The following is a 21,925-nucleotide window of genomic DNA, read 5'->3' on the forward strand; positions in this document are numbered from 1 at the left end:
ATCCCGCGTCATTCCCCAAGCCCCGGATTCCAGGGTTTCGCACCGGGGACGCCGCGCCGCGCTACCCGAACAGGAAGAAGCCGAGCGTCACCAGCGGCAGGTACGCGAGGAAGGCCACCAGGAGGAAGCCGAGGATGTCCTTGAACTCCAAGCGGGCCACCGCCAGCAGCGGCAGCGCCCAGAAGGGCTGGATGAGGTCGGTGGCCATGTCGCCCCACGCGTACGCCAGCACCACCTTCTCCGGCGCCACGCCCAGCCGTCCCGCCGCATCCAGCAGGTAGGGCGCTTCAATGGCCCACTTGGAACCTCCAGAAGGCACGAAGTAGTTCACCACGCCGCTGTACAGGTACACGATGGCCGGGAACGTCTGCTGCGTGGACAGCGACACGAAGAGCTCCCCGATGCGGTCCGTGAGCCCCGTGGCCTTGAAGATGCCGTAGATGCCCGCGTACAGCGGGAACTGCAGCACGATGCCGTGCAGCACGCTCGCGGCCTCCTCGCTCGCCTTGATCAGCCGCGCGGGCGTGCCGTGCAGCAGCACCGCCAACGTGAGGAAGGTGAAGTTCACCACGTTGAGGTTGAGCGCCTTCCATCCGCCGTTCAGCCACAGGTGCCGCGCGAACCACGCCAGACCCAGCACGCCGAAGAGGACGTTGAGCAGCCACGCGTGGTCCAGCCACTCCGCGGGGCTCAAGCGCCCTTGGGGCTTCTGAGGTGGGACGAAGTCGCCCAGCTTCTCCAGCACCGCGGGCTCCACACGCACGGTGCGCTCGGGAGAAGGATGCAGCGCCCACGCCAGCGCCGTGAGCAGCGCCACCGCGGCCAGCGTGAGGCCCACGTTGAAGGCGGAGAACAACGTCCGGTCGATGGGGATGACCCCCAGCTGCTTCTCCAGGAAGTGGCCCGGCGTCGCCACCAGCAGCGGCGCGGAGGCGGACAGTCCCGCGTGCCAAGTGGCGCCCAGGCCGAAGTAGGCGCAGGCCACCAGCAGCCGGTAGTCCACGTCCGGACGCCTGCGCGCGATGAAGCGCACCAGCATGGCGCTGGCGACGAGCGACAGGCCCCAGTTGAAGTACGCGAGCGCCATGGACACCGCCGCCATCAGCGCGGTGGCGCTCCGGGGGCTCCTGGGCAGGCTGGCCACCCATTCCAGCATTGCCTTCACCGGGGCGGTGAGCGCGAGCAGGTAGCCGGTGAACATCACCAGCGCCATCTGCATGGAGAAGGTGAGCAGCTCCCAGAAGCCTCCGCCCCACGCGTCCAGCACCACCGGCGGCGCGGCGCCCACCCAGCCCATGGCCAGCGCCATGGTGAGCAGGGTGAGCAGCACCGCGATGGAGAAGGCGCTGGGGACGAAGCGCGCGGAGAAGCGGCCCAGCCCTTCGGCGAACCGGACGAGGGTTTCCACGGTGTGAGGGCTCCAGGCGTTCAGGGGGCCCCGGCGCGAATCTCCCAGGGCGACACCCCGGGTTTTACGGTATGAGCGGTCGCCATGTCCCCTAGCGAGCAGCACCCTCCCGTCTTCGAGCGCATCGCGACAGGCGTTCCCGGACTGGATCCCGTCCTGGGCGGTGGCCTGGTGGCCTCAGGTGTCTACATCGTGGTGGGGGAGCCCGGCGCGGGGAAGACCATCTTCGCCAACCAGCTGTGCTACTCGCAGGCGCAACAGGGCACGCGCTGTCTGTACGTGACGCTGCTGGCCGAGTCGCACTCGCGCATGCTGGCGAACCTGCGCAGCATGGCGTTCTTCGACGCCTCCCAGCTGCCGCAGCGCATCTACTACGTCAGCGGCTTCCGCATGCTGGAGGAGCAGGGGCTGCCGGGCCTGCTGGAGCTGTTGCGCCGGGAGATGCGCAACCACGGCGCGGGCATCCTGGTGCTGGACGGACTGGTGCAGGCGCAGGAGGCCGCGGGCAGCAGCCGCGACTTCAAGAAGTTCATCCACGAACTCCAGGTGTCCGCCGGCCTGTCCCGCTTCACCGCGCTGCTGCTCACGAGCAGCGTGGGCCCCACCGTTCACCCGGAATACACCATGGTGGACGGCATCTTGGAGCTGCGCGAGCGCACGGCGGCCATGCGTTCGTGGCGCGAGTTGCAGGTGCGCAAGTTCCGGGGCAGCGCCAGCCTCAATGGCTCGCACCACTTCCGCATCTCCGAGGCGGGCCTGGAGGTCTTCCCCCGCCTGGAGACGATGGTCAGCCGCTCGCAGCCGCCGGACTGGGGCACGCAGCGCGTGCGCTTCGGCGTGCCCACGCTGGACGCCATGATTCCGGAGGGCTTCGCCGCGGCGTCCACCACGCTGGTGATGGGGCCCCCGGGTTGCGGCAAGACCATCCTCGGCGTCAGCCACCTGGCGGAAGGGCTGCGCCTGGGCGAGCCCTGCCTGATGGTGAGCTTCTACGAGGGGCCGGACCGGCTGATGCACAAGGCGGCCAACGTGGGGCTGTCCCTGGCCAGCGCGGTGAAGGACGGCCGGCTGGTGCTCCAGTGGAACATGCCCGCCGAGTGCAACCTGGACTTGGTGGCGCACACGCTGATGGAGGACGTGCGCAGACGCGGTGTGAAACGCCTGTTCGTGGATGGCCTGAGCGCCATGGTGGAGACCACGAACGAGCCGGCGCGCATCAGTCCCTTCTTCGCCGCGCTCACGCAGGAATTGCGACGCCACGGTGTGACGACCGTCTTCACGCTGGAGACGCCGCGCCTCTTCGGCCCGGACATGGATGTTCCCCTGGGTACCGGCCTGTCCGGCGTGGCGGAGAACCTGCTGTTCATGCGCCACCTGGAACTCAATGGCCGCCTGAGGCGGTTGCTGTCCATCTTCAAGCTGCGCGACGCGGACTATGATCCGACGCTGCGCGAGTTCCTCATCACCTCCCAGGGAATCGAGATCCAGCCGCCGTTCCAGCCGTCGCCCGAGTTGCTGCTCACCGGCATCGCCCGCTTCCCGGGCAACCACTCCTGACCCCCAGAGGCTCCGTGGTTCCCGCGACCGAGACCGTGCTGGTGGTGGACGACGAACAGGGCATCCTGGAGGCGCTCGCGGACCTTCTGAGAGAGGAGGGCTACCGCGTGCTCACGGCGTCCCATGGCCGCGAGGCCCTGGAGCGCCTGGCGGAGGTGAAGCCGGACCTGGTGCTCACGGACTGGATGATGCCCGTGCTGGACGGTCCCGCCCTCATCGCGCGCATCCAGCAGGACCCGACGCTGCGCCAGATTCCCGTGCTGGGCATGAGCGCCGTGGACGTCAGCGGCCTCAAGCGCCTGCACCCGGGCATGGAGTTCCTCCAGAAGCCGTTCGACATCCGCGCCCTGATGAAGATGGTCCGCAGGGCCCTGGACGCGAATCCCCGCATCCTGGGAGGGTGAGGCGCACCGCCCGCGTTCCCGGAGGGTCCGCCATGTTCCACCTGCTCAAGCTGGGTCCCGTGCCCCTCTCCGTGGGCACCACCGGCGTCTACCTGCGCATCGGCGAGTCGGGCGAACCGTCCGCCCCCGTCTTCGAACAGACGGACCTCTCTGGCGTGCGCGCCCTCATCGCCGGCCTGGAGCCATCCCAGGTGTCGTGCGAGCCCGCGCTGGCGGAAGCCGCCGAGGCGCTGGGCCTGGCCGTGGCGCCTCCGTCCCTGGCGGCGCTCTCCGCCCGGGCGGCCATCGCCACCTTCCTCGCGTGGGGCCAGCTGGGTGTGTCCGGGCTGGGAAGCGACAAAGCGCTGCTCTTCGTCCAGGCCGCCACCGAGTTCTGGGACGCGAAGCCCTGGACGCACTGGGATGACAGCCAGGCCTTCACCGTGGACGTGACGGGCGCGCACGAGCACACCTACGAGGGCTGCGTCTTCCACGGCGACGACGAGGGCCCGTCGGGCCTGGCCCTCTACCTGTCCCCCGGTTCGCTGGGGCGGCTGCTGGAGCTCCAGGTGCACGGCGCCGACAAGGAGGCGCAGTCCCTGCCCGCCATCACCGTGTCGCTGGAGGCCCGCCCCACCTACGCCGTGGACGCGCTGACCGCCGCCGGCCGCGCGCCCCGGCTGCCCCTGCCCGTGAAGGCCGGCCCCGAGGGGCTGGCGGTGCCCTCCAGCCTGGAGGCCCTCATCCTGGTGGCCGCCCTGCGCGCCGTGGCCCGCCTGTCCCCGGCCCAACCAGAGGCCCTGAGCAGCATGGTGGCCGGCGACGCCCGCATGGACGTCCGCGTCCGTGCCCCCGCCCCCCGCGTTCGCAACTAGGCGGAATCAGGCGGCCCCTGGCGTGACGTACCCTGACCAGTCAGGCGACCGGGCTCGTGTGTAACTGTGAACAACCGCCCCCAATAGAAAGGTTGATTCACAAAGTATCTGGGTCCATAGGTGGAGACGTGACTGACGCCGGCCTCTCACCACGGGTCCAGCGCTTCCTCACGACGCACATCGATTCCATCGAGAAGCTGGAGGTGCTCCTCCTGCTTCGCGCCCGGACGGAGCGGGCGTGGTCGGCGCCGGCGGTTGCCCTGGAACTGCGCATCACCGAAGCCTCAGCGGCCCGCCGCATGGCGGAGCTGAAGACAGGAGGGCTGCTTCTCCAGGATGGGGTAGCGGAGGACGCCTACCGCTTCAGCCCCGGCCGCTCGGAGGACGTTCAGGCCACAGCGGAGCTGGCGATGGCGTACTCGGCGCGGCGCGTGAGTGTGATTTCGTTCATCTTCTCACGCCCCATGGACCGGGTAAGGGGCTTCGCGGACGCGTTCGTGATCAAGAAGGACAAGGACGGCGACGGACATGGCTGAGGCGGTCTACATCCTGTGCGCGTTGACGAGTCTGGCGTGCGCGGTGCTGCTGCTGCGGGCCTGGCGGCGCACGCGGATGAAGCTGCTGCTCTACAGCGGCCTGTGCTTCACGGTCTTCACGCTGAACAACGTGCTGCTCTTCGTGGACCTGGTGCTCATCCCCGCGGGCGACCTGTCGCTGGAGCGCACCGTTACATCGCTGGTGGGGGCCGGCGTGCTGCTCTTCGGCCTCATCTGGGACGTGTCCTGACGCAATGGGGGGGACGCCATGATGAAGATCCTGCTCGATGGCGCGGTGTTGATGGCGTACCTGGCGTGCGCCCTGTTCTTCCTGCGCTTCTATCTCCAGTCGAAGGACCGGCTGTTCGCGCTGTTCTCCCTGGCCTTCACGCTGATGGGCGTCCACAACCTGCTGGGCGCGCTGCTGGCGCCCACGCTGGACGCCGAGCGCATCCACTACCTGTATGTCGTTCGCCTGATGGCCTACCTGCTCATCCTCGGAGCCATCTGGGACAAGAACCGCACGGGGCGCCAGGCGCGGTGAGATGCTGTTCTCCTCCTTGGCCTGACGGGAGGATTGCTTCATGACCACGACATCGCTTCCCCGCTTCACCCCGCGCCGCGCGCTCGGACGCACGGGCTTCACCGCGACGGCGGTGGGCATCGGCGACCTGGCGGACCGCACGGTGCCTCGTGAGGAACTGGTCGCCACGCTCGCGCGGGCGCTGGACGCGGGGCTCAACGTCATCGACACAGCGCCTGGCTACGAGGACGGCCTGAGCGAGGAGGTGGTGGGCGAGGCGCTGCGCGGCCGGCGTGAGGGCGTGTTCGTCATCGACAAGGTGGACGAGTTGGACGCACCGGTGGCGCCGCAGGTGGAGGCGTCCCTGCGGCGGCTGGGCCTGCCGTCGGTGGACCTGTTCGCGCTGCACGCGGTGAAGTCGCTGGCGCAGTGGGAGGAATTGGCCCGGCCGGGCGGCGCGCTGGCGCAGTTGGAGGCGTGCGTGGCGAAGGGGCAGGCGCGCTTCAAGGGCATCTCCTGCCACCACCCGGACGCGCTGGTGGCGGCGGTGCGCTCCGGGCGGTGCGACGTGGTGATGTTCCCGCTGGGGCCGTTCGTGGACGCGCGCTACGTGGAGCAGGTGCTGCCCCTGGCGCGAGCGCACGGCGTGGGCGTGGTGTCCTTCAAGACGTTCGGCGCGGGCAAGCTGTTGGGAGACACGGAGGGCTACGGCCGTCCGCTCCAGGCTCGGCCGCGCGGCAAGGTCAGCTCCGGCGGAGAGACGCGCGACACGCCGATGCTGCCGCACCTGTCGGTGGCGGAGTGCGTGCAATACACGCTGACGTTGGATCCGGACGTGATGTTGATGGGGATGGGCTTCCCGAACGAGCAGGACGCCGCGCTGCAATCGGCCGCGGCCTTCCAGCCCCTGGACGCCGCGGGGATGCAGGCGGTGCGGGAGCGGGCGCACACCGCCATCCAGGAGAAGGGGGCGGTGTGGTGGAACCCGCCTTCACCGGACGTCACGGCGGGCTGAGGCACTGCGCGAGGGCAGGCAGGCCGGGCGGGTTGCCTGCCGGACACTCGCCAGGAATCCAGTGGCCGGGGAGGCTTGTGGCCGGTCGGGGGCCGTCATTATCGAAACGTCCCACTGGTGAGGCGTCATCCCCGTGACGCCGTGGCCCGCGCTCCATGCCCGAACCGTCCATCGAGCCTTCGACCGAGCTACCGCCGCCGTCCGCCGTGGCGGCGAACGACGGGGTCCCCGTGTCCGGGAGCGGAGGCGAGGCCGTCACGCGTGAGGCCGCCGCCGTGGAGACTGTCGTGCCCGTGTCCCTGTCAGGAGTGCGCGAGGTGTCATCCTCCGCGGAGGAGGGCCGCTTCGCGTTCCTGGCCCGCGCGGGTGAGGTGCTGGCGTCGTCGCTGGACGAGCCCACGGTGCTGCGCGAGTTGGCGGAGCTGGTGGTGCCGGTGTTCGCGGACTGGTGCGCGGTGGACGTCGTCACGCCTTCGAACCAGGTGGTGCGAAGGGCCGCGACGCACCGGGACCCCTCGCTCGTACCCACCGTGTATGCCATTGGGGAGCGCTGGGCCCTCCAGGAGAACGGCTCCCAGAACATGGCCCACGTGCTGCGCACCGGCGAGGCCCGCCTCATCCCGGACGTGCCCGAACAGGCCTTCCTGGCGGCGGCACGGGGGAACGCGGCCTTGGAGGAGACGTGGCGCCTGGGGTGCCGCTCCGTGATGGTGGTGCCGCTGGTGGCGCGCGGGCGGGTGCTGGGAAGTCTGTCATTGATGTCCGGTACGGCCGGACGCTTTGGTGAGCAGGACCTGGAGCTGGCGCGCGAGCTGGCCCGCCGGGCGGCGTTGTCGCTGGACAACGCGCGCCTGTATGGCGAGGCCCGTCAGGCCCAGGCACGCACGGCGCGGCTGCAGGCGGTGACGGCGGCCCTGTCCCGCGCGGCCACCGAGGACGCGGTGGCGCAGGTGCTGGCGCGTGAGGTGTGGGAGGCGAGCGGAGCCACGCGCGTCGCGGTGCTGGCGTTGGAGGAGGACGGCCTCATGCGCCCGCTGCGCGTGTTGGGCTACCCGGAAGACTCGCTGGCGTCGTTCACCCGGCCACCAGACGGGACGGACCCGGCCCCCCGGCGCGAGGCGAAGTGGTTCGGGACGCTGGAGGAGTTCGTCGCACGCCACCCGGAAGGCGCGGAGTTCGCGCGCCGCCAGGGGCCGGGGGCCCGCGCGGTGGTGCCGCTGTGGGGAGAGACGCGTGCGCGGGGCCTGCTGCTGCTGGGGTGGCCGGAGGCTCGCGTCTTCCCCGCCGAGGAGCGCGCGTTCCTGGAGGCGCTGGCGCACCAGTGCGCGCAGGCGCTGGAGCGGGCCGCGCTCTACGAAGCGCTGCGCGAGCGCACGGAGCGGCTGCGGCAGGCGCTGGTGACGGGCGACATGGGGACCTGGCGCCTGGACCTGGTGCGCGGCAAGGAGCTGCGCGACGCGGCGCTCAACCACATGCTGGGCCTGCCGGCGGTGGACTCGGCGGCGCCGGTGGGCGACATGCTGGCGCGCCTGCACCCGGAGGACCGGCCGCACATCGAGGCGGAGTTCCACCGCTACCAGCGCGAGCCGCCGGGCTTCTTCGAGCTGGAGTTCCGCGTGATTCGCCGCGACGGCGGCGTGCGCTGGCTGCACAGCGTGGGGCAGTCCATCGGCGGACCGGACGGGAAGGTGACAGAGCTCACCGGCGCCATGGCTGACGTCACCCGGCGCAAGGAGGCCGAGGAGCGGTTGCAGCTGTTGCTGGACGCGAGCCGCGTGCTGGCGCTGCGCCTGGACGACGTGGAAGAGGCGCTGCCAGAGGTGGCGCGGCTGGTGGTGGACCACGTGGCCACCGGCTGTCTGGTGGACCTGGCCGCGCCGGACGGCACCCTGCGGCGGGTGACGGCGGCCCACCGCGTTGCAGCGCACGACGCGCGCCTCCATGCGGCCCTGGGAGGCACGGACCGGGGGCCCGCGCACCCGGCGCTCCAGTGTTTCCGCACCGGGGAGGTCTGCTTCCTGTCGCGCCTGGACTTCACGCGCTGCGACGCCGTCTCCACGAGCGCCGCGCACCGGGCGTTGGTGGATCGCCTGGCGCCCACGTCCGTGCTGTCGGTGCCGCTGCGCGCGCGCGGCCGCACGCTGGGCGTCATCACGCTGTTCACCGCCGAGCCCCAGCGCACGCTGGTGGCCGCGGACGTGACGATGGCGGAGGAGCTGGCGCTGCGCGTGAGCGTGGCGCTGGAGAACGCGCGCCTGTTCCACGACGCCCAGTCCGCGGTGCGGCTGCGCGACGAGTTCCTCTCCGTGGCGAGCCACGAATTGAAGACGCCGCTCACCAGCCTCATCCTCCAGCACAACCTCATTGGCCGCGCGCTGGAGACAGCGGGCACGCCCGGGCCGGTGACGGGCAGGCTCAACACCGCGCAGCGGCAGGTGCTCCGGCTGACGGCGCTGGTGGACAACCTGCTGGACGTGAGCCGGATGTCCCTGGGCAAGCTGTCGCTGGATCGCGCGGAGGTGGACCTGGCGCAGTTGACGCGCGACGCGGTGGAGCGGCTGGGGGACGTGTTCACCCAGGCGCGGTGCCTGCTCAAGCTGGAGCTGCCGCGCACGCTGACAGGCCAGTGGGACGCGCTGCGGTTGGGCCAGGTGCTGATGAACCTGCTCTCCAACGCGGCGAAGTACGGCGCGGGCCACCCGGTGTCAGTGCGCGCGGGCGTGGATGCGCGCGACGAAGCCTGGGTGGAGGTGCGCGACGAGGGCATCGGCATCGAAGCGGACGCGCTGCCGCGCCTCTTCGGCCGCTTCGAGCGCGCAGTGAGCGAGCGGCACTACGGCGGCATGGGCCTGGGTCTCTACATCAGCCGCCAGATTGTGGAGGCGCTGGGCGGCCGCATCGACGTGGACAGCCAGCCGGGGCAGGGCGCCACCTTCACGCTGCGGCTGCCCCGGAACACGGCGGAAGCGCGGCCCCTGCCTCCCCCGGAGATGTGAGGGAGGCTGGGGCCGGCGATGCCTTCAGTGCTGGGGCCCCTTGGGCGGGGGGCCTTCCTGTTCGAGCGCGCGGTACTCGTCATCGGTGAACAGGCGTGAGCGGATGAGGAAGCGCACGCCTTCAGGGGCTTCGACGGAGAAGCCGCTGCCGCGACCGGGCACCACGTCCACGGTGAGGTGGGTGTGGCGCCAGAGCTCGAACTGCGGGCCGGACATGTAGAAGGGCGTGCGGACGATGTCGCCCAGGTACACGTCCTCCTGGCCCACGCGGAAGTCACCGCGCGGGAAGCACATGGGCGCGCTGCCGTCGCAGCAGCCGCCGGACTGGTGGAAGAGGAGCGGACCGTGAAGGCCCTGCATCTTGTGGAGCAGGGCCTCGGCGGCCGGCGTGACCTCGACGCGCGGCACGGGCATGCGGGGCGTCCTAGAAGAAGCCCATGGGCTTCGGGTCGTAGCTGACGAGCAGGTTCTTCGTCTGCTGGTAGTGATTGAGCATCATCTTGTGCGTCTCGCGCCCGATGCCGGACTGCTTGTAGCCGCCGAACGCCGCGTGCGCGGGGTACAGGTGGTAGCAGTTCACCCAGACGCGGCCCGCCTGGATGCCGCGGCCCATGCGGTACGCGGTGCTGTTGTCACGCGTCCACACGCCGGCGCCCAGGCCGTAGAGCGTGTCATTGGCCATGGCGAGCGCGTCCTCGGCGTCCTTGAACTTCGCCACCGCCACGACGGGGCCGAAGATCTCCTCCTGGAACACGCGCATCTTGTTGTGGCCCTCGAAGATGGTGGGCTCCACGTAGTAGCCCTCCGCCAGCGCGCCGGACAGCGACTTGCGCCCGCCGCCGGTGAGCACCTTGGCGCCCTCCTTCTTGCCGATGTCCAGGTAGCTGAGGATCTTCTCCAGCTGATCATTGGACGCCTGCGCGCCAATCTGCGTGGTGACGTCCAGGGGGTTGCCCTGCACGATGCGCTTGGTGCGCTCCACGGCCTTGGCGATGAAGTCGTCGTAGAAGCGCTCGGCGACCAGTGAGCGGGACGGGCAGGTGCAGACCTCGCCCTGGTTGAGGGCGAACATGGCGAAGCCCTCCAGCGCCTTCTGGGCGAAGTCGTCGTCCTTGGCGAAGACGTCCTCGAAGAAGATGTTGGGGGACTTGCCGCCCAGCTCCAGGGTGACGGGGATGATGTTCTCGGAGGCGTACTGCATGATGAGGCGGCCGGTGGTCGTCTCACCCGTGAAGGCAATCTTGGCGATGCGCTTGTTGCTGGCGAGCGGCTTGCCGGCCTCGATGCCGAAGCCGTTCACGATGTTGAGCACGCCGGGGGGAAGCAGGTCGCCCACCAGCTCCGCGAACTTGAGGATGGTGACGGGGGTCTGCTCCGCGGGCTTGAGGACCACGCAGTTGCCGGCGGCGAGCGCGGGCGCCAGCTTCCACGCGGCCATGAGTAGCGGGAAGTTCCAAGGGATGATCTGCCCCACGACGCCGAGCGGCTCCGTGAAGTGGTACGCGACGGTGTTGTCATCCAGCTGGCTGAGCGAGCCTTCCTGCGCGCGGATACAACCGGCGAAGTAGCGGAAGTGGTCGATGGCGAGCGGCAGGTCCGCGGCGAGCGTCTCGCGGATGGGCTTGCCGTTGTCCCACGTCTCGGAGACGGCGAGCATCTCCAGGTTCTGCTCCATGCGGTCGGCGATCTTCAGCAGGATGTTGGCCCGCTCGCCGGCGGCGGTGCGGCCCCACGCGTCCTTCGCCTTGTGCGCGGCATCGAGCGCCTTCTCGATGTCCTCCGCCGTGGAGCGGGGAATCTCGCAGAAGGGGCGGCCCGTGACGGGGCTGATGTTCTCGAAGTACTGGCCCTTCACGGGCGGGACGAACTCACCGCCGATGTAGTTGCCGTAACGGCTCTTGTACTCGACCTTGCTGCCCTTCTGACCCGGAGCTTCATAGACCTTCGACATGGGGACTCCCTGCGTTGGGTTTTGACGCACTCCTACGGGGGTTTGACGCGGAACAGACCATAGGCAGGTGACGCTTCGCGTCACGCGTAAGAAGTCGGATGTAAATGTTTGTTAATGGTTGATCGCTGAATCAGTTACTCGGGCGTGATGCGAGCGGGCGGGCAGGGTGCCCTTGCTGCCATCCGGCATGTCTTCCACCTCAAGAGATGGGAGCAAGACATGCAAATGTTTCGAGATCGCGTCGACGCCGGCCGTGCGTTGGGCCAACGGCTCCGCGTCCTGCTCGGCGGAGGGGGTGACCTGTTGGTGTTGGCGCTGCCGCGCGGCGGTGTGCCCGTGGGCTTCGAGGTCGCTCGAATCCTAGGGGTGCCGCTGGACGTGTTCGTGGTGCGCAAGCTCGGCACACCGGGGCACGAGGAGCTGGCGATGGGGGCCATCGCCACCGGAGGCGTCACGGTCCTCAACGCGGGTGTGGTGCGAAGGCTGGGGATTTCCCAGTCGGCCATCGCCGCGGCTGCCGCGCGCGAGGGGCGGGAGCTGGTCCGGAGGGAGCAGCTCTTCCGTGACGGCAGGCCTTCCGCGCGGGTCGAAGGGCGGACAGTGATCCTGGTGGATGACGGGCTGGCCACGGGCTCGACGATGCGGGCGGCGCTCCGGGCGCTTCGTCAGCAGAAGCCCGCGCGCATCGTGGTGGGCGTGGGGGTGGGCGCGCCGGAGACGTGCGCGGAGTTCGAGCGCGAAGCGGACGCGGTCGTCTGCGTCCACACCCCAGAGCCGTTCTACGCGGTGGGGCAATGGTTCGAGGACTTCACGCAGACCACCGACGACGAGGTGCGCGAGCTGCTGGCGCGCGCTGCGCACGGTGAAGGGGCTGCCGTGGGGCCGGCGGAGGGTTGAAACATGGCTGAATACAGAATTTCAGAGCACGCGGTGCGGCTGGAGGTGGAGCCCGGCGTGGGGTTGGAAGGAACGCTGAGCGTGCCGGAGTCTGTCTCCGGCGTGGTGCTGTTCGCGCATGGCAGCGGCAGCAGTCGCTTCAGCCCGCGCAACCGGTACGTCGCGGGAGTGATGCAGCAGGCGGGGCTGGCGACACTGCTCATGGACCTGCTCACGCTGGGGGAGGAGGAGGCCGAGCGGCGGACGCGGCACCTGCGCTTCGACATCGAGTTGCTGGCGCGGCGGCTGGTAGGAGCCACGCGGTGGCTGGAACGGGTGTCAGGGTTGGGAGGCCAGCCGCTGGGGTTGATTGGTTCGAGCACGGGAGCGGGTGCGGCGCTGGTGGCCGCGGGGCGGATGCCCGAAGCCATCCAGGCAGTGGTGTCCCGGGGCGGTCGTCCGGATCTCGCGGGCGCGGCGCTGCCGGCGGTGCGGGCGCCCACCCTGCTCATCGTGGGTGGGGAGGACACGCAAGTGATTGCACTCAACGAGCAGGCCCTGGAGGCGCTGCGCACGCACAAACGGCTGGAGATTGTCCCCGGGGCGACCCACCTCTTCGAGGAGCCGGGGACACTGGAGCAGGCGGCCCGGCTGGCCCGGGACTGGTTCCTCCAGCACCTGGTCACGGCCGCACGGCAGCAGCCGTCCGGCGAGGCCCCGCCATGAGCCCGCGCATCGTGGTGGTGGGGGGAGTGGCCACGGACTACCTGGTGCGAGGGCCGTCGCTGCCGGAGCCGGGAGGCAGCGCCGAGGGTGACGTCTTCCAGGAGGCGCTCGGAGGAAAGGGAGCCAACGGCGCGGTGGCCGCCGTGAGGTTGGGGGCGCGAGCCTCGCTGGTGGCACGGGTGGGGACGAATGGGCGCGGCCTGAGGCAGGTGACGTTGCTGGAACGGGAAGGCGTTGCGTTGGAGGGAGTGGTGCCCGATCCATCCGCGCCCTCGAGCGCGGTGCTGGTGATGGTGGATGGACGCGGGAGGAAGCAGACCTTCTTCTCACCGGGCGCCAATCACAGACTTTCCATCCGGGATGTGTTGCGGAGCGCGGAGCGGATCGCCACCGCGAAGGTATTGCTCGTGCAGTTGGAGGTGCCGCTGGACGCGGTCCAGGCGGCGGTCCGTCTGGCGCGAGCGGCCGGAGTCCGGGTGGTGTTGGATCCCGCGCCGGCCGTGCCGCTGCCGGAGGTGTTGCTGGAGGATGTGCACGTCATCCGGCCCAACGCCTCCGAGGCCCGGACGCTGACAGGCATCACGGTGCATGGCCGTGCTTCCGCGCGGCGAGCCGCCCGCAACCTGCTGATGCGCGGCGTGGGGGCGGCCATCATCGCGGCGCCTGGGGGCAGTCTGTTGGTGTCGCGGGAGGAGGAGGCGTGGCTGCCTGAGCTGCCGGTGGACACAGTGGATACCACCGGAGCGGGGGATGCCTTCTCCGCGGCGCTCTGTGTCGCCCTCGCCGAGTCTCAGCCACTGCTCTCCGCCGCGCGCTTCGCGCATGCAGCCGCTGCCATCGCGACGACGCGGCTGGGAGCGCAGGCGGGACTGCCGTACCGGGATGAAGTGCTCGGATTGCTCTCGGACGTAGAGCTGGATGTTCAGCTCGCGCCGCCGTAGCGAACACGTCCGAGACACATCGTCCGCTGTCTCGCCATGCCTCTTCCGGGGGATGTCGGCGCGCGTGGACCGTGGTCCATGCTGACGCCATTCATTGCCTGGGGGGCACTCTGTCCAATGCACACGCGGCCTGGGCACATGTGGACGAACAGGGACGGCCGCACCTGCTTGAGGAGCACCTGGAAGCCGTGGGTGAGCTGGCGGCGCGGTTCGCCAGGCGCTTCGGCTCCGAGGAGTGGGCTCGGCTCGCGGGACGGTGGCATGACCTGGGGAAATACACGGCTGCGTTCCAGCGCCGGATCCGTGAGGAGAACGGCATCGCGGCGCACCTGGAGCAGGAGGACTCGTCGGGGCCTCGGGACCACTCCACCGCAGGAGCGCTGCACTCGAGGGAGGTGCTGGGGCCGGACGTAGGGACGCCCCTGGCCTTCGTCATCGCCGGGCACCATGCAGGGCTGGCGAACGCGGAAGCGCTGGCGGACCGTCTCCAGCAGGAGGACAGGCAGCGGCTGTATGCCCAGGTGCTGGCATGGCCGGCGCCAGAAGCATTGCTGCGCGTGGAGCGGTTGCTCACGCTGCCGGACTTCCTGGCCGTACGTCCGACATCGCCTCGGGAGACCAGGGCCTGGCGGCGGCGCCTGGAGGTCTGGACGCGGATGTTCTTCTCCGCGCTCTGTGACGCGGACTTCCTGGACACGGAAGCGTTCTTCGATGCCGGGCGCGCGGCCCTGCGTGCCGGTTCACCACCCATCCCCATCCTCCGCGACAGGCTCTCGCGGCACCTGGGCGGGCTGAAGGCGCGAGTCCAGGCACAGGGACCATTGTCGGAAGTGAACCGCGTGCGCGCGGAGGTGCTGGAAGCCTGCCTGACGAGAGCGGCCGAGCGTCCGGGCATCTTCAGCCTGACGGTGCCCACGGGGGGCGGCAAGACGCTGGCATCGATGGCGTTCGCGCTGGAGCACGCCGTGAAGCACGAGCTGGAGCGTGTGGTGGTGGCCATCCCGTTCACCTCCATCATCGAGCAGAACGCGGCGGTGTACGCGGAGGCCCTGGGCGAGGACGCGGTGCTGGAGCACCACTCGGGTGGGGACCCGGAGCGGGAGACGGCGCGCAACCGCATGGCGGCGGAGAACTGGGACCGGCCCGTCGTGGTGACGACCACGGCCCAGCTCTTCGACAGCCTGTTCGCGAACCGGCCCGGTGCCTGCCGGAAGCTGCACCGGCTGGCGGGCAGCGTCATCGTGCTGGACGAAGCGCAAACGCTGCCCCCGGGCCTGCTGGCGCCCATCCTGGATGTGTTGCGCACGCTGGTGTCGGACCATGGCGCATCGGTGGTCATCTGCACGGCCACACAGCCGGCGTTGGGGCGGCGGCCGGGGCTGGCGGAAGGCTTCGAGCAGGTGCGTGAAATCCTGCCGGAGCCTCGGGAGGCCTTCCGCCGCTTGCGGCGCGTGCGCGTGTGTTGGCCTGACGCCGATGAGCCCTGGTCGCATGAGCGGCTCGCTGACGACCTGTCACGGGAATCGAGCGTCCTGGCCATCGTGCACCGGCGCGACGACGCCCGGCGGGTCTGTGAGGCATTGGATTCGCGGCTCGGAGACGCGAGGACTGTTCATCTCTCCGCGCTCATGTGCCCCGCGCATCGCAACCAGGTGCTGGACGAGATCCGCGAACGCCGGACGAGAGGCGAGCATGTGCGGGTGGTGTCCACGCAACTGGTGGAAGCGGGCGTGGACCTGGACTTCCCTGTGGTCTACCGCGCCCTGGGAGGACTGGATGCGCTGGCCCAGGCGGCGGGCCGCTGTAACCGAGAGGGAAGGCTCGCGGAGCCAGGCGAGCTGCGGGTGTTCCTGGCATCCACGGAGCCACCGCTCGGCGTGCCCCGCACGGCGCTGGGGACGACCCGGGCGCTGCTGGGAGCGAACCCGGAGCTAGACCTCTTCGAACCGTCGACGTTCGACGCCTACTTCAAGCGCCTCTACGGGGCGAAGTCCCTGGATGCGAAGGGCATCCAGGAGCAGCGCGAGCAGCTGCGCTTCCGGGAGACGGCGGAGCGCTTCCGGTTCATCGAGGACGACTGGTCCGCGCCCGTTGTCGTGCGCTGGGGGGATGCGCCCGCGCTGGTAGCGGAGCTGGAACAGCGAGGTCCTTCGAGGGACCGGCTGCGCCGGTTGCAGCGCTTCACGGTGAACGTCACCCGAAGGCAGCGGGAGTCCTGGCTCGCGAGCAGGCGTGCGCGCTGGGTGGCGGAGACGGTGGTGGTGCTGGGTGAGGCGGAGGCCACGGCCTACGACGCGCGGCTGGGCCTGGTGCCCGAGCGTGTGGATGCGTTGGCACCTGGGGTGGACGGATGAACGAACACGCGAAGCACAGGAGGGCGACATGAAAGCGCAGGAGAGCCGTGTCTTCCGCCTCCGGGCTCGGGGGCCGATGGCGTGCTTCAGCCGGCCGGAGATGAAGGTGGAGCGCGTGAGCTACGAGGTGATGACGCCCTCCGCGGCGCGAGGGCTCCTGGAGTCCGTGCTGTGGAAGCCGGCCATCCGCTGGAGGGTGAATGAAATCACGGTGCTCGCGCCCATCGCGTGGACCAGCTTCCGCCGCAACGAAGTGAAGCACCGCATGTCGGAAGGGGTGACGCTGTTCGCGGACGACCCGGACCGCAGGGCGCAGCGCAACACGGTGGCGCTGAGGGACGTGGACTACGTGGTCTCCGCCTCGTTCCGGATGACGGAGCGGGCGGGGCCCGAGGACTCGGTGCGCAAGTTCGAGGAGATGTTCGAGCGGCGGCTGGAGAAGGGACAGACCTTCCAGGCGCCCTACCTGGGCTGCCGCGAGTTCGTCGCCGCCGTGGAGCCCGCGCCTGAGCAGGTGCGTCCCATCCAGCCAGAGGTCGACCGGCCGCTGGGATGGATGTTCTACGACTTCGACTATCGCGAAGGCGGCACGGTGCCGCTGTTCTTCAACGCGCGCCTTGCGGGAGGCCGGCTGAAGGTGCCGCCCCTGGAAGAGGTGCTCCGGTCGCAAGGCGGAGCAGGGGAGGGCGCGCGATGATGCTCCATGCGCTGTATGCCTATGCGCAGCGTGAGGGACTGCTGGAGGATCCGGACTTCGAGCTGCTTTCGGTGGATGCGCTCATCGAAGTCGCGGACGACGGACGCTTCCTGTCGTTGACGCCAACCACGGACGAGCGGGGACGGGGAACGAAGCGCGCGGTGCCGCGCATTCCGAAGAGGACCGTGGCCATCCTGCCCGGCTTCTTCGTGGACAACGCGAGGTACGTCCTGGGGTGGGGAGGCGACGCGGCGAAGGCGAGGAAGAACCCGGAGCGAGTGGGGGCGTTCCAGGCGGTGGTGGACGCGGTGGCGAAGGAGACGAAGGACCCGGGAGCCAAAGCGGTCGCCGCGTTCCTGGCGAAGCTGGCCAAGCAACTCCCCAAAGTGGTGGCGCAGCGAGAGGAGTGGACAGGCGAGGAGCGCCTGGCGTTCCGCTGGTCAGGGGACGACGAGGGAGTCCTCGTGCACGAGCGTCCCGCGCTGCGCGAGGCGTGGGCGCGGCGGAGGGGCGCGGAAGGTCAGGGGGAGGAGGACGCGCGGAGGATGCGGTGTCTGGTCACGGGAGAAGTGGGGCCCGTGGCGCGTCTGCATCCCTCCATCAAGAACGTGCCGGGGGCGCAGTCCTCGGGAGCGGCGCTGGTGTCGTTCAACGAGGAGGCGTTCAGCTCCCATGGGCTGACGCAGGGAGAGAACGCACCCATCTCGAGGGCCGCGGCGGAAGGGTACGCCACGGCGCTGAACCACCTGCTGGCCCGGGATGGGACGCGGCGCTATCGGCAGGGCGTGTCTCTGGGCGATGGCGCGGTCGCGGTGTTCTGGACGCGAGAGCCGGACCCGGTGGTGAACACGCTTTTGAACGTGCTCGATTTCTCGCAGCCGGCGCAGGCGGTGCATTTCGCGGAGTCACCGCTTCGGGGGCTGGAGCCGGGAGAGTTCGATTCGACGCGCTTCTACGCGATGACGTTGGGAGGCAATGCGGCGCGAGTGGTGGTGCGGGACTGGTTCGAGTCCTCCATCCACGAACTCAAGTGCAACGTGCTGAGCTACTTCAACGCCTTGAAGCTCACTGGCAGACGCGACCGGCCCATGTCCGTCTGGGAGGCATTGAAGGCGGTGGAGCCGCCAGGAAGCCGGGGCAGCCCACCGGACCTGGGCGCGAAGTTGATCGCGGCCGCGCTGGGCGGGCGGCCCTTTCCCAGGGAGTTGTTGTCCGCGGCCCTGCGTCGGCTGCGAGTCCCCGAGAAGGACGATGCATCCCCGTTCCAACTGCACGCGCGCTGCGCGCTCATCAAGGCCACGTTGCTGAGACCTGCGCGTGGCGTCGCTCCCCTGGAGGTGTCCGTGTCATTGAATCCCGACAGTCCCGATGTGCCGTACCAGTTGGGCCGGTTGTTCGCGGTGCTGGAAAGGCTCCAGTACGCGGCGCTGGGAGACATCAACGCCAGCATCAAGGACCGCTACTTCGGATCGGCGATGGCGAACCCTGGCGTCGTGTTCCCGCGCTTGATCCGCTTGTCCACGCACCACGCCGCGAAGGCGGACAGTGCTGGCTGGCTGGAGAAGTTGATGGGGCAGATCATGAATCGCTTCCCCGCGACGGTGTGGCCGAAAGCCCTGACGCTGGAGGCCCAGGGGCTGTTCGCCGTGGGCTACTACCACCAGCGCGAGGACTTCTTCCGCAAGTCCACGCCGCCCGCCCAGTCCTGAGTTTGAAGTCCCAAACCTGTCATCAGGAGTGCCAAGCCATGGCTGAAATCAAGAACCGCTACGACTTCGTCCTGCTGTTCGACGTGAAGGACGGAAACCCCAACGGAGACCCGGACGCAGGCAACCTGCCGCGCTTCGACGCGGAGACGGGCCACGGCCTGGTCACGGACGTGTGCCTCAAGCGCAAGGTGCGCAACTACGTGCAGCTCGTGCACGGCTTCAAGGATGGCTACGACATCTACGTGAAGGAGCGGGCCGTGCTCTCCATGCTCCACGCTGAGGCGTACGAGCGGCTGGGGCTGAAGGTGCAGGAGGACGGTGAGGAGGCTGCCGCGGAGACCGAGAAGCCGGAGGGGAAGGGCAAGGGGAAGGCGGAGAAGAAGCCGCGCAAGGCTTCTGAAGGGGAGGTGGTGCACCGGGTGCGCGATGAGATGTGCCGGCGCTACTTCGACGTGAGGACCTTCGGAGCGCTTATGACCCTGAGGGAAGCGAACGCGGGGCAGGTGCGGGGGCCGGTGCAGATGACGTTCGGGCGCTCGTTGGATCCGGTGGTCGCGGTGGAGCACACCATCACGCGCATGGCGGTGGCGACGCGGAAGGAAGCGGACAAGCAGGGCGGAGACAACCGGACGATGGGGCGCAAGAACACGGTGCCCTACGGGCTGTACCGTGCGCACGGCTTCATCTCACCGGCGCTCGCGCGGCAGACGAAGTTCAGTGAAGGGGACTTGGACCTGCTGTGGAAGGCGCTGGTGGAGATGTTTGACCACGACCGGAGCTCGGCGCGCGGGTTGATGGCGACGCGGAGCCTGCTGGTGTTCCGCCATGCGAGCGAGCTGGGCAATGCACCCGCGCACAAGCTGTTCGACACGGTGGGTCTGCGGCGCAAGGACGAGTCGAAGCCGCCGCGCGACTTCTCTGACTACGAGTTGAGCGTGGGAAGCGTGCCGTCGGGCGTCGAAGTGATGGAACTGGGCGGATAGGTGAGGTGACAGCCAGTTGATGACGTGTTGGTCGACCGCACTTGGCCCCGAACAATTCATCGACCTCGGTCATCAGCTCCAAGCCTTCGGAAATGAATTCAGCTCCCGTGGCTGAGAAGGTGAGAATTCTGCTGGACCTCCCCGTTAGCTGCGCACCGTACGCACCTGTCCGACAATCGGACAGGTTTGGAGGACAGAGGCTGGCGCTCTGCGCTGATGAATCCATTCGAGATTGCCGAATGGGCCTATCTCGTCACGCGCCGTGGAGAGGACTCCCTCCAACCGAGTGGTGGAAACCAGTCCGACAGTCGGGCCGGTTTTGACGGTGTCGGGCGGAAGGTGGGCTGCATGGTTGTCCAGGGTTTGAGAAGGACTAGGTCTTTGGAAACTGCATAGTGGCGCTGGCTGCCCAGCCCTGTTCTTCGGCGGGAGCGTGGGTTGAAGATGGCGGTCTCAAGTGCAGGACATTCCGGCACTGGGCGTCGCTCCGCTCTTCGGGACGGAGCGTGGGTTGAAACTTCGCGGGCGGACCTCCCAATGCCGCTGCGGTACGGTCGCTTGTCTCGGCTGGGTGGAAAGTGTGTTGAAGCCAGGGCCTGGGCGCTGTGGGCACGAAACTGGCAGTCGCTCCGCTTTTCGGGGCGGAGCGTGGGTTGAAGCCGATGAGGCACTTCCGCACGACTGGACGCTCCGCTCTTCGGGGCGGAGCGTGGGTTGAAACCCGTCGACGGTGCCGTAGTACAGCTTCCCCGCCGGTCGCTCCGCTCTTCGGTGCGGAGCGTGGGTTGAAACCCCTCCGGCACCTACTCGTCGCAGTACTTCGCCAGTCGCTCCGCTCTTCGGGGCGGAGCGTGGGTTGAAACTTCGACGACTCTCACCCTGTTGACATCGACAAACCGTCGCTCCGTTCTTCGGGGCGGCGCGTGGGTTGAAACAACATGCCGATGGCCCGCCAGTTTCTGGTCACCCCGTCGGGGCGGAGCGTGGGTTGAAACTCGTAGCCACAGAGCGGCGAGCTCACGTCGCAGCCCATGTCGCTCCGCGCTTTGGAGCGGAGTGTGGGTTGAAACAGGAAGGCGCAGGCGTAGTTGGTGGTCACGTAGGTCGCTCCGCTCCTCGGATCGGAGCGTAGGGTTGAAACGTTGACATGACGTCCCAGGCGATCTGCCGCCTGAAGATCGTTCCGATCTTCTGATCGGAGCGTGGGTTGAAACGAGATCGTGAAGTTTGTGCACATGCCGACCACGAAGTCGCTCCTCTCTTCGGGGCGGAGCGTGGGTTGAAACACCTTGACGGCCAGGTCAGCGAAGCCGCCGAAGTCGCTCCGCTCTTCTGGGCGGAGCGTGGGTTGAAACCTGACCCGGCATGGCTCTCATGCCTACGGGACCAAGTCGCTCCGCTCTTCGGGACGGAGCGTGGATTGAAACACCGCGACGCGTGTGCCGACGACGTCCACGCGCTCCTCGTCGCTCCGCTCTTCGGGGCGGAGCGCAGGTTGAAACAGGCGCAGGCCCAGGTGCCGGTCGTGCTTCGCGATGACGTCGCTCAGCTCTTCGGGGCGGAGCGTGGGGTGAAATCCGAAGAGCATCTTGTCCGGATTGGCGACACGCACGTCGCTCCGCTCTTCGGTGCGGAGCGTGGGTTGAAACGCCTGGGTGGGCCCCACGCCGAACAGCGCGTTGGTCGGTCGCTCCGCTCTTCGGGGCGGAGCGTGGGTTGAAACATGGTCAACCGCGAGGTGAAGAGCCCTCGCCTCAACGTCGCTCCGCTCTTCGGGGCGGAGCGTGGGTTGAAACTCGGACCAGTCGCTGTTGGGGCCGTCCCGGAGCCGGTCGCTCCGCTCTTCGGGGCGGAGCGTGGGTTGAAACCAGTCCGCGGGAAAGCGCTCGACGTCGAGGACGGTCGCTCCGCTCTTCGGGGCTGAGCGTGGGTTGAAACAGTGGCTGGGCGCAGGGCGGCACCCGCTCTCGCGTCGCTCCGCTCTTCGGGGCGAAGCGTGGATTGAAACTGGCACACCGTGCACTGGACGTACTCCCCGCGCGTCGCTCCGCTCTTCGGGGCGGAGCGTGGGTTGAAACCCCAGAGGGGCTGACACCCCGTCCCAGTCCGACGTCGCTCCGCTCTTCGGTGCGGAGCGTGGGTTGAAACTGGGTGGGCTCCAGCTGGCGCGGCACCCCGGCAGTCGCTCCGTTCTTCGGTGCGGAGCGTGGGTTGAAATTTGATCAGGTAGGCGTCCACGCCCAGCATGTCGGTCGCTCCGCTCTTTGGGGCGGAGCGTGGATTGAAACGTCAATCGCTGTAGGGCTGCGGTGAAGCATCACGGTGGCCGCTCCGCTCTTTGGGGTGGAGCATGGATTGAAACTTCTCCCTCGGATTCGTGTGTGGCGCGGGGCCA

19 protein-coding genes are annotated in these 21,925 nt (G+C 69.0%); 15 read left to right on the top strand and 4 right to left on the bottom strand.

Annotation, left to right across the window (positions count from 1 at the left end):
* Window positions 1–61: 61 nt before the first annotated feature.
* Window positions 62–1,408, bottom strand: a complete 1,347-nt coding sequence (locus tag D7Y04_RS02650) for a short-chain fatty acid transporter (protein WP_121758210.1) — start codon at window positions 1,406–1,408, stop codon at window positions 62–64.
* 84 nt (window positions 1,409–1,492) lie between these two features.
* Here D7Y04_RS02650 and D7Y04_RS02655 point away from each other — a divergent pair, with 84 nt between their 5' ends.
* From D7Y04_RS02655 to D7Y04_RS02690, 8 genes are all read left to right on the top strand, one after another.
* On the top strand, window positions 1,493–2,965 hold the full coding sequence (locus D7Y04_RS02655) for an ATPase domain-containing protein (protein WP_120593878.1): 1,473 nt from the start codon (window positions 1,493–1,495) through the stop codon (window positions 2,963–2,965).
* A gap of 14 nt (window positions 2,966–2,979) precedes the next feature.
* Window positions 2,980–3,369: a response regulator gene (locus tag D7Y04_RS02660; RefSeq protein WP_120593879.1), complete on the top strand. Its 390-nt coding sequence runs from the start codon at window positions 2,980–2,982 to the stop codon at window positions 3,367–3,369.
* A 32-nt stretch (window positions 3,370–3,401) separates the two neighbouring features.
* The gene (locus tag D7Y04_RS02665; RefSeq protein WP_121758211.1) at window positions 3,402–4,223 is read left to right on the top strand and encodes a hypothetical protein; all 822 of its coding nucleotides are present in this window, start codon (window positions 3,402–3,404) and stop codon (window positions 4,221–4,223) included.
* A 128-nt stretch (window positions 4,224–4,351) separates the two neighbouring features.
* On the top strand, window positions 4,352–4,759 hold the full coding sequence (locus D7Y04_RS02670; protein ID WP_121758212.1) for a hypothetical protein: 408 nt from the start codon (window positions 4,352–4,354) through the stop codon (window positions 4,757–4,759).
* A complete protein-coding gene (locus D7Y04_RS02675) occupies window positions 4,752–5,009 on the top strand; it encodes a DUF5985 family protein (RefSeq protein ID WP_120593881.1) in 258 nt (85 codons plus the stop codon). The genes D7Y04_RS02670 and D7Y04_RS02675 overlap by 8 nt, the downstream gene beginning before the upstream one ends.
* Window positions 5,010–5,030: 21 nt before the next feature.
* Window positions 5,031–5,303, top strand: coding sequence for a DUF5985 family protein (locus D7Y04_RS02680; RefSeq protein ID WP_121759254.1), 273 nt, complete (start codon window positions 5,031–5,033; stop codon window positions 5,301–5,303).
* 40 nt (window positions 5,304–5,343) lie between these two features.
* A complete protein-coding gene (locus D7Y04_RS02685) occupies window positions 5,344–6,297 on the top strand; it encodes an aldo/keto reductase (RefSeq protein ID WP_121758213.1) in 954 nt (317 codons plus the stop codon).
* Window positions 6,298–6,452: 155 nt separating this feature from the next.
* Window positions 6,453–9,293, top strand: a complete 2,841-nt coding sequence (locus tag D7Y04_RS02690; protein WP_121758214.1) for a GAF domain-containing protein — start codon at window positions 6,453–6,455, stop codon at window positions 9,291–9,293.
* A gap of 24 nt (window positions 9,294–9,317) precedes the next feature.
* Here D7Y04_RS02690 and D7Y04_RS02695 read toward each other — a convergent pair whose 3' ends face one another.
* Window positions 9,318–9,707, bottom strand: a complete 390-nt coding sequence (locus tag D7Y04_RS02695) for a DUF779 domain-containing protein (RefSeq protein WP_120593884.1) — start codon at window positions 9,705–9,707, stop codon at window positions 9,318–9,320.
* Window positions 9,708–9,717: 10 nt separating this feature from the next.
* Window positions 9,718–11,244: an aldehyde dehydrogenase gene (gene adh / locus D7Y04_RS02700; protein WP_120593885.1), complete on the bottom strand. Its 1,527-nt coding sequence runs from the start codon at window positions 11,242–11,244 to the stop codon at window positions 9,718–9,720.
* A 219-nt stretch (window positions 11,245–11,463) separates the two neighbouring features.
* Here adh and D7Y04_RS02705 point away from each other — a divergent pair, with 219 nt between their 5' ends.
* The 7 genes from D7Y04_RS02705 (at window position 11,464) to cas7c (ending at window position 19,530) form a co-directional block, all read left to right on the top strand.
* Window positions 11,464–12,141: a phosphoribosyltransferase gene (locus tag D7Y04_RS02705; protein ID WP_120593923.1), complete on the top strand. Its 678-nt coding sequence runs from the start codon at window positions 11,464–11,466 to the stop codon at window positions 12,139–12,141.
* A 3-nt stretch (window positions 12,142–12,144) separates the two neighbouring features.
* Window positions 12,145–12,846 carry a dienelactone hydrolase family protein gene (locus D7Y04_RS02710; RefSeq protein ID WP_120593886.1) on the top strand — a complete coding sequence of 234 codons (702 nt, stop codon included), beginning with the start codon at window positions 12,145–12,147 and terminating at the stop codon, window positions 12,844–12,846.
* Window positions 12,843–13,787, top strand: coding sequence for a ribokinase (locus D7Y04_RS02715; RefSeq protein WP_121758215.1), 945 nt, complete (start codon window positions 12,843–12,845; stop codon window positions 13,785–13,787). The genes D7Y04_RS02710 and D7Y04_RS02715 overlap by 4 nt, the downstream gene beginning before the upstream one ends.
* 140 nt (window positions 13,788–13,927) lie before the next feature.
* Complete coding sequence (locus D7Y04_RS02720) at window positions 13,928–16,141, top strand: CRISPR-associated endonuclease Cas3'' (RefSeq protein WP_233601247.1); 2,214 nt, start codon at window positions 13,928–13,930, stop codon at window positions 16,139–16,141.
* 28 nt (window positions 16,142–16,169) lie between these two features.
* The gene (cas5c, locus tag D7Y04_RS02725) at window positions 16,170–16,838 is read left to right on the top strand and encodes a type I-C CRISPR-associated protein Cas5c (RefSeq protein ID WP_121758216.1); all 669 of its coding nucleotides are present in this window, start codon (window positions 16,170–16,172) and stop codon (window positions 16,836–16,838) included.
* A complete protein-coding gene (cas8c, locus tag D7Y04_RS02730) occupies window positions 16,835–18,547 on the top strand; it encodes a type I-C CRISPR-associated protein Cas8c/Csd1 (RefSeq protein ID WP_121758217.1) in 1,713 nt (570 codons plus the stop codon). Before cas5c ends, cas8c begins: the two co-directional genes overlap by 4 nt.
* Window positions 18,548–18,585: 38 nt before the next feature.
* Window positions 18,586–19,530 (top strand): type I-C CRISPR-associated protein Cas7/Csd2, encoded by a 945-nt coding sequence (gene cas7c, locus D7Y04_RS02735; protein ID WP_121758218.1) that lies wholly within the window; start codon window positions 18,586–18,588, stop codon window positions 19,528–19,530.
* Between the two features lie 1,378 nt (window positions 19,531–20,908).
* Here cas7c and D7Y04_RS02740 read toward each other — a convergent pair.
* Window positions 20,909–21,142: a hypothetical protein gene (locus D7Y04_RS02740; RefSeq protein ID WP_147477023.1), complete on the bottom strand. Its 234-nt coding sequence runs from the start codon at window positions 21,140–21,142 to the stop codon at window positions 20,909–20,911.
* Window positions 21,143–21,925 lie beyond the last annotated feature (783 nt).

Origin of the sequence: Corallococcus sp. AB038B (assembly GCF_003668955.1) — a bacterium.
Taxonomy (GTDB): domain Bacteria; phylum Myxococcota; class Myxococcia; order Myxococcales; family Myxococcaceae; genus Corallococcus; species Corallococcus exiguus.

Bases quoted from the DNA above. Each gene is read 5' to 3' on its own strand.
- D7Y04_RS02655 (WP_120593878.1), top strand. From the start codon at position 1,493: ATGTCCCCTAGCGAGCAGCACCCTCCCGTCTTCGAGCGCATCGCGACA.
- D7Y04_RS02665 (WP_121758211.1), top strand. From the start codon at position 3,402: ATGTTCCACCTGCTCAAGCTGGGTCCCGTGCCCCTCTCCGTGGGCACC.
- D7Y04_RS02675 (WP_120593881.1), top strand. From the start codon at position 4,752: ATGGCTGAGGCGGTCTACATCCTGTGCGCGTTGACGAGTCTGGCGTGC.
- D7Y04_RS02680 (WP_121759254.1), top strand. From the start codon at position 5,031: ATGAAGATCCTGCTCGATGGCGCGGTGTTGATGGCGTACCTGGCGTGC.
- D7Y04_RS02685 (WP_121758213.1), top strand. From the start codon at position 5,344: ATGACCACGACATCGCTTCCCCGCTTCACCCCGCGCCGCGCGCTCGGA.
- D7Y04_RS02690 (WP_121758214.1), top strand. From the start codon at position 6,453: ATGCCCGAACCGTCCATCGAGCCTTCGACCGAGCTACCGCCGCCGTCC.
- D7Y04_RS02695 (WP_120593884.1), bottom strand. From the start codon at position 9,707: ATGCCCGTGCCGCGCGTCGAGGTCACGCCGGCCGCCGAGGCCCTGCTC.
- adh (WP_120593885.1), bottom strand. From the start codon at position 11,244: ATGTCGAAGGTCTATGAAGCTCCGGGTCAGAAGGGCAGCAAGGTCGAG.
- D7Y04_RS02705 (WP_120593923.1), top strand. From the start codon at position 11,464: ATGCAAATGTTTCGAGATCGCGTCGACGCCGGCCGTGCGTTGGGCCAA.
- D7Y04_RS02710 (WP_120593886.1), top strand. From the start codon at position 12,145: ATGGCTGAATACAGAATTTCAGAGCACGCGGTGCGGCTGGAGGTGGAG.
- D7Y04_RS02715 (WP_121758215.1), top strand. From the start codon at position 12,843: ATGAGCCCGCGCATCGTGGTGGTGGGGGGAGTGGCCACGGACTACCTG.
- cas5c (WP_121758216.1), top strand. From the start codon at position 16,170: ATGAAAGCGCAGGAGAGCCGTGTCTTCCGCCTCCGGGCTCGGGGGCCG.
- cas8c (WP_121758217.1), top strand. From the start codon at position 16,835: ATGATGCTCCATGCGCTGTATGCCTATGCGCAGCGTGAGGGACTGCTG.
- cas7c (WP_121758218.1), top strand. From the start codon at position 18,586: ATGGCTGAAATCAAGAACCGCTACGACTTCGTCCTGCTGTTCGACGTG.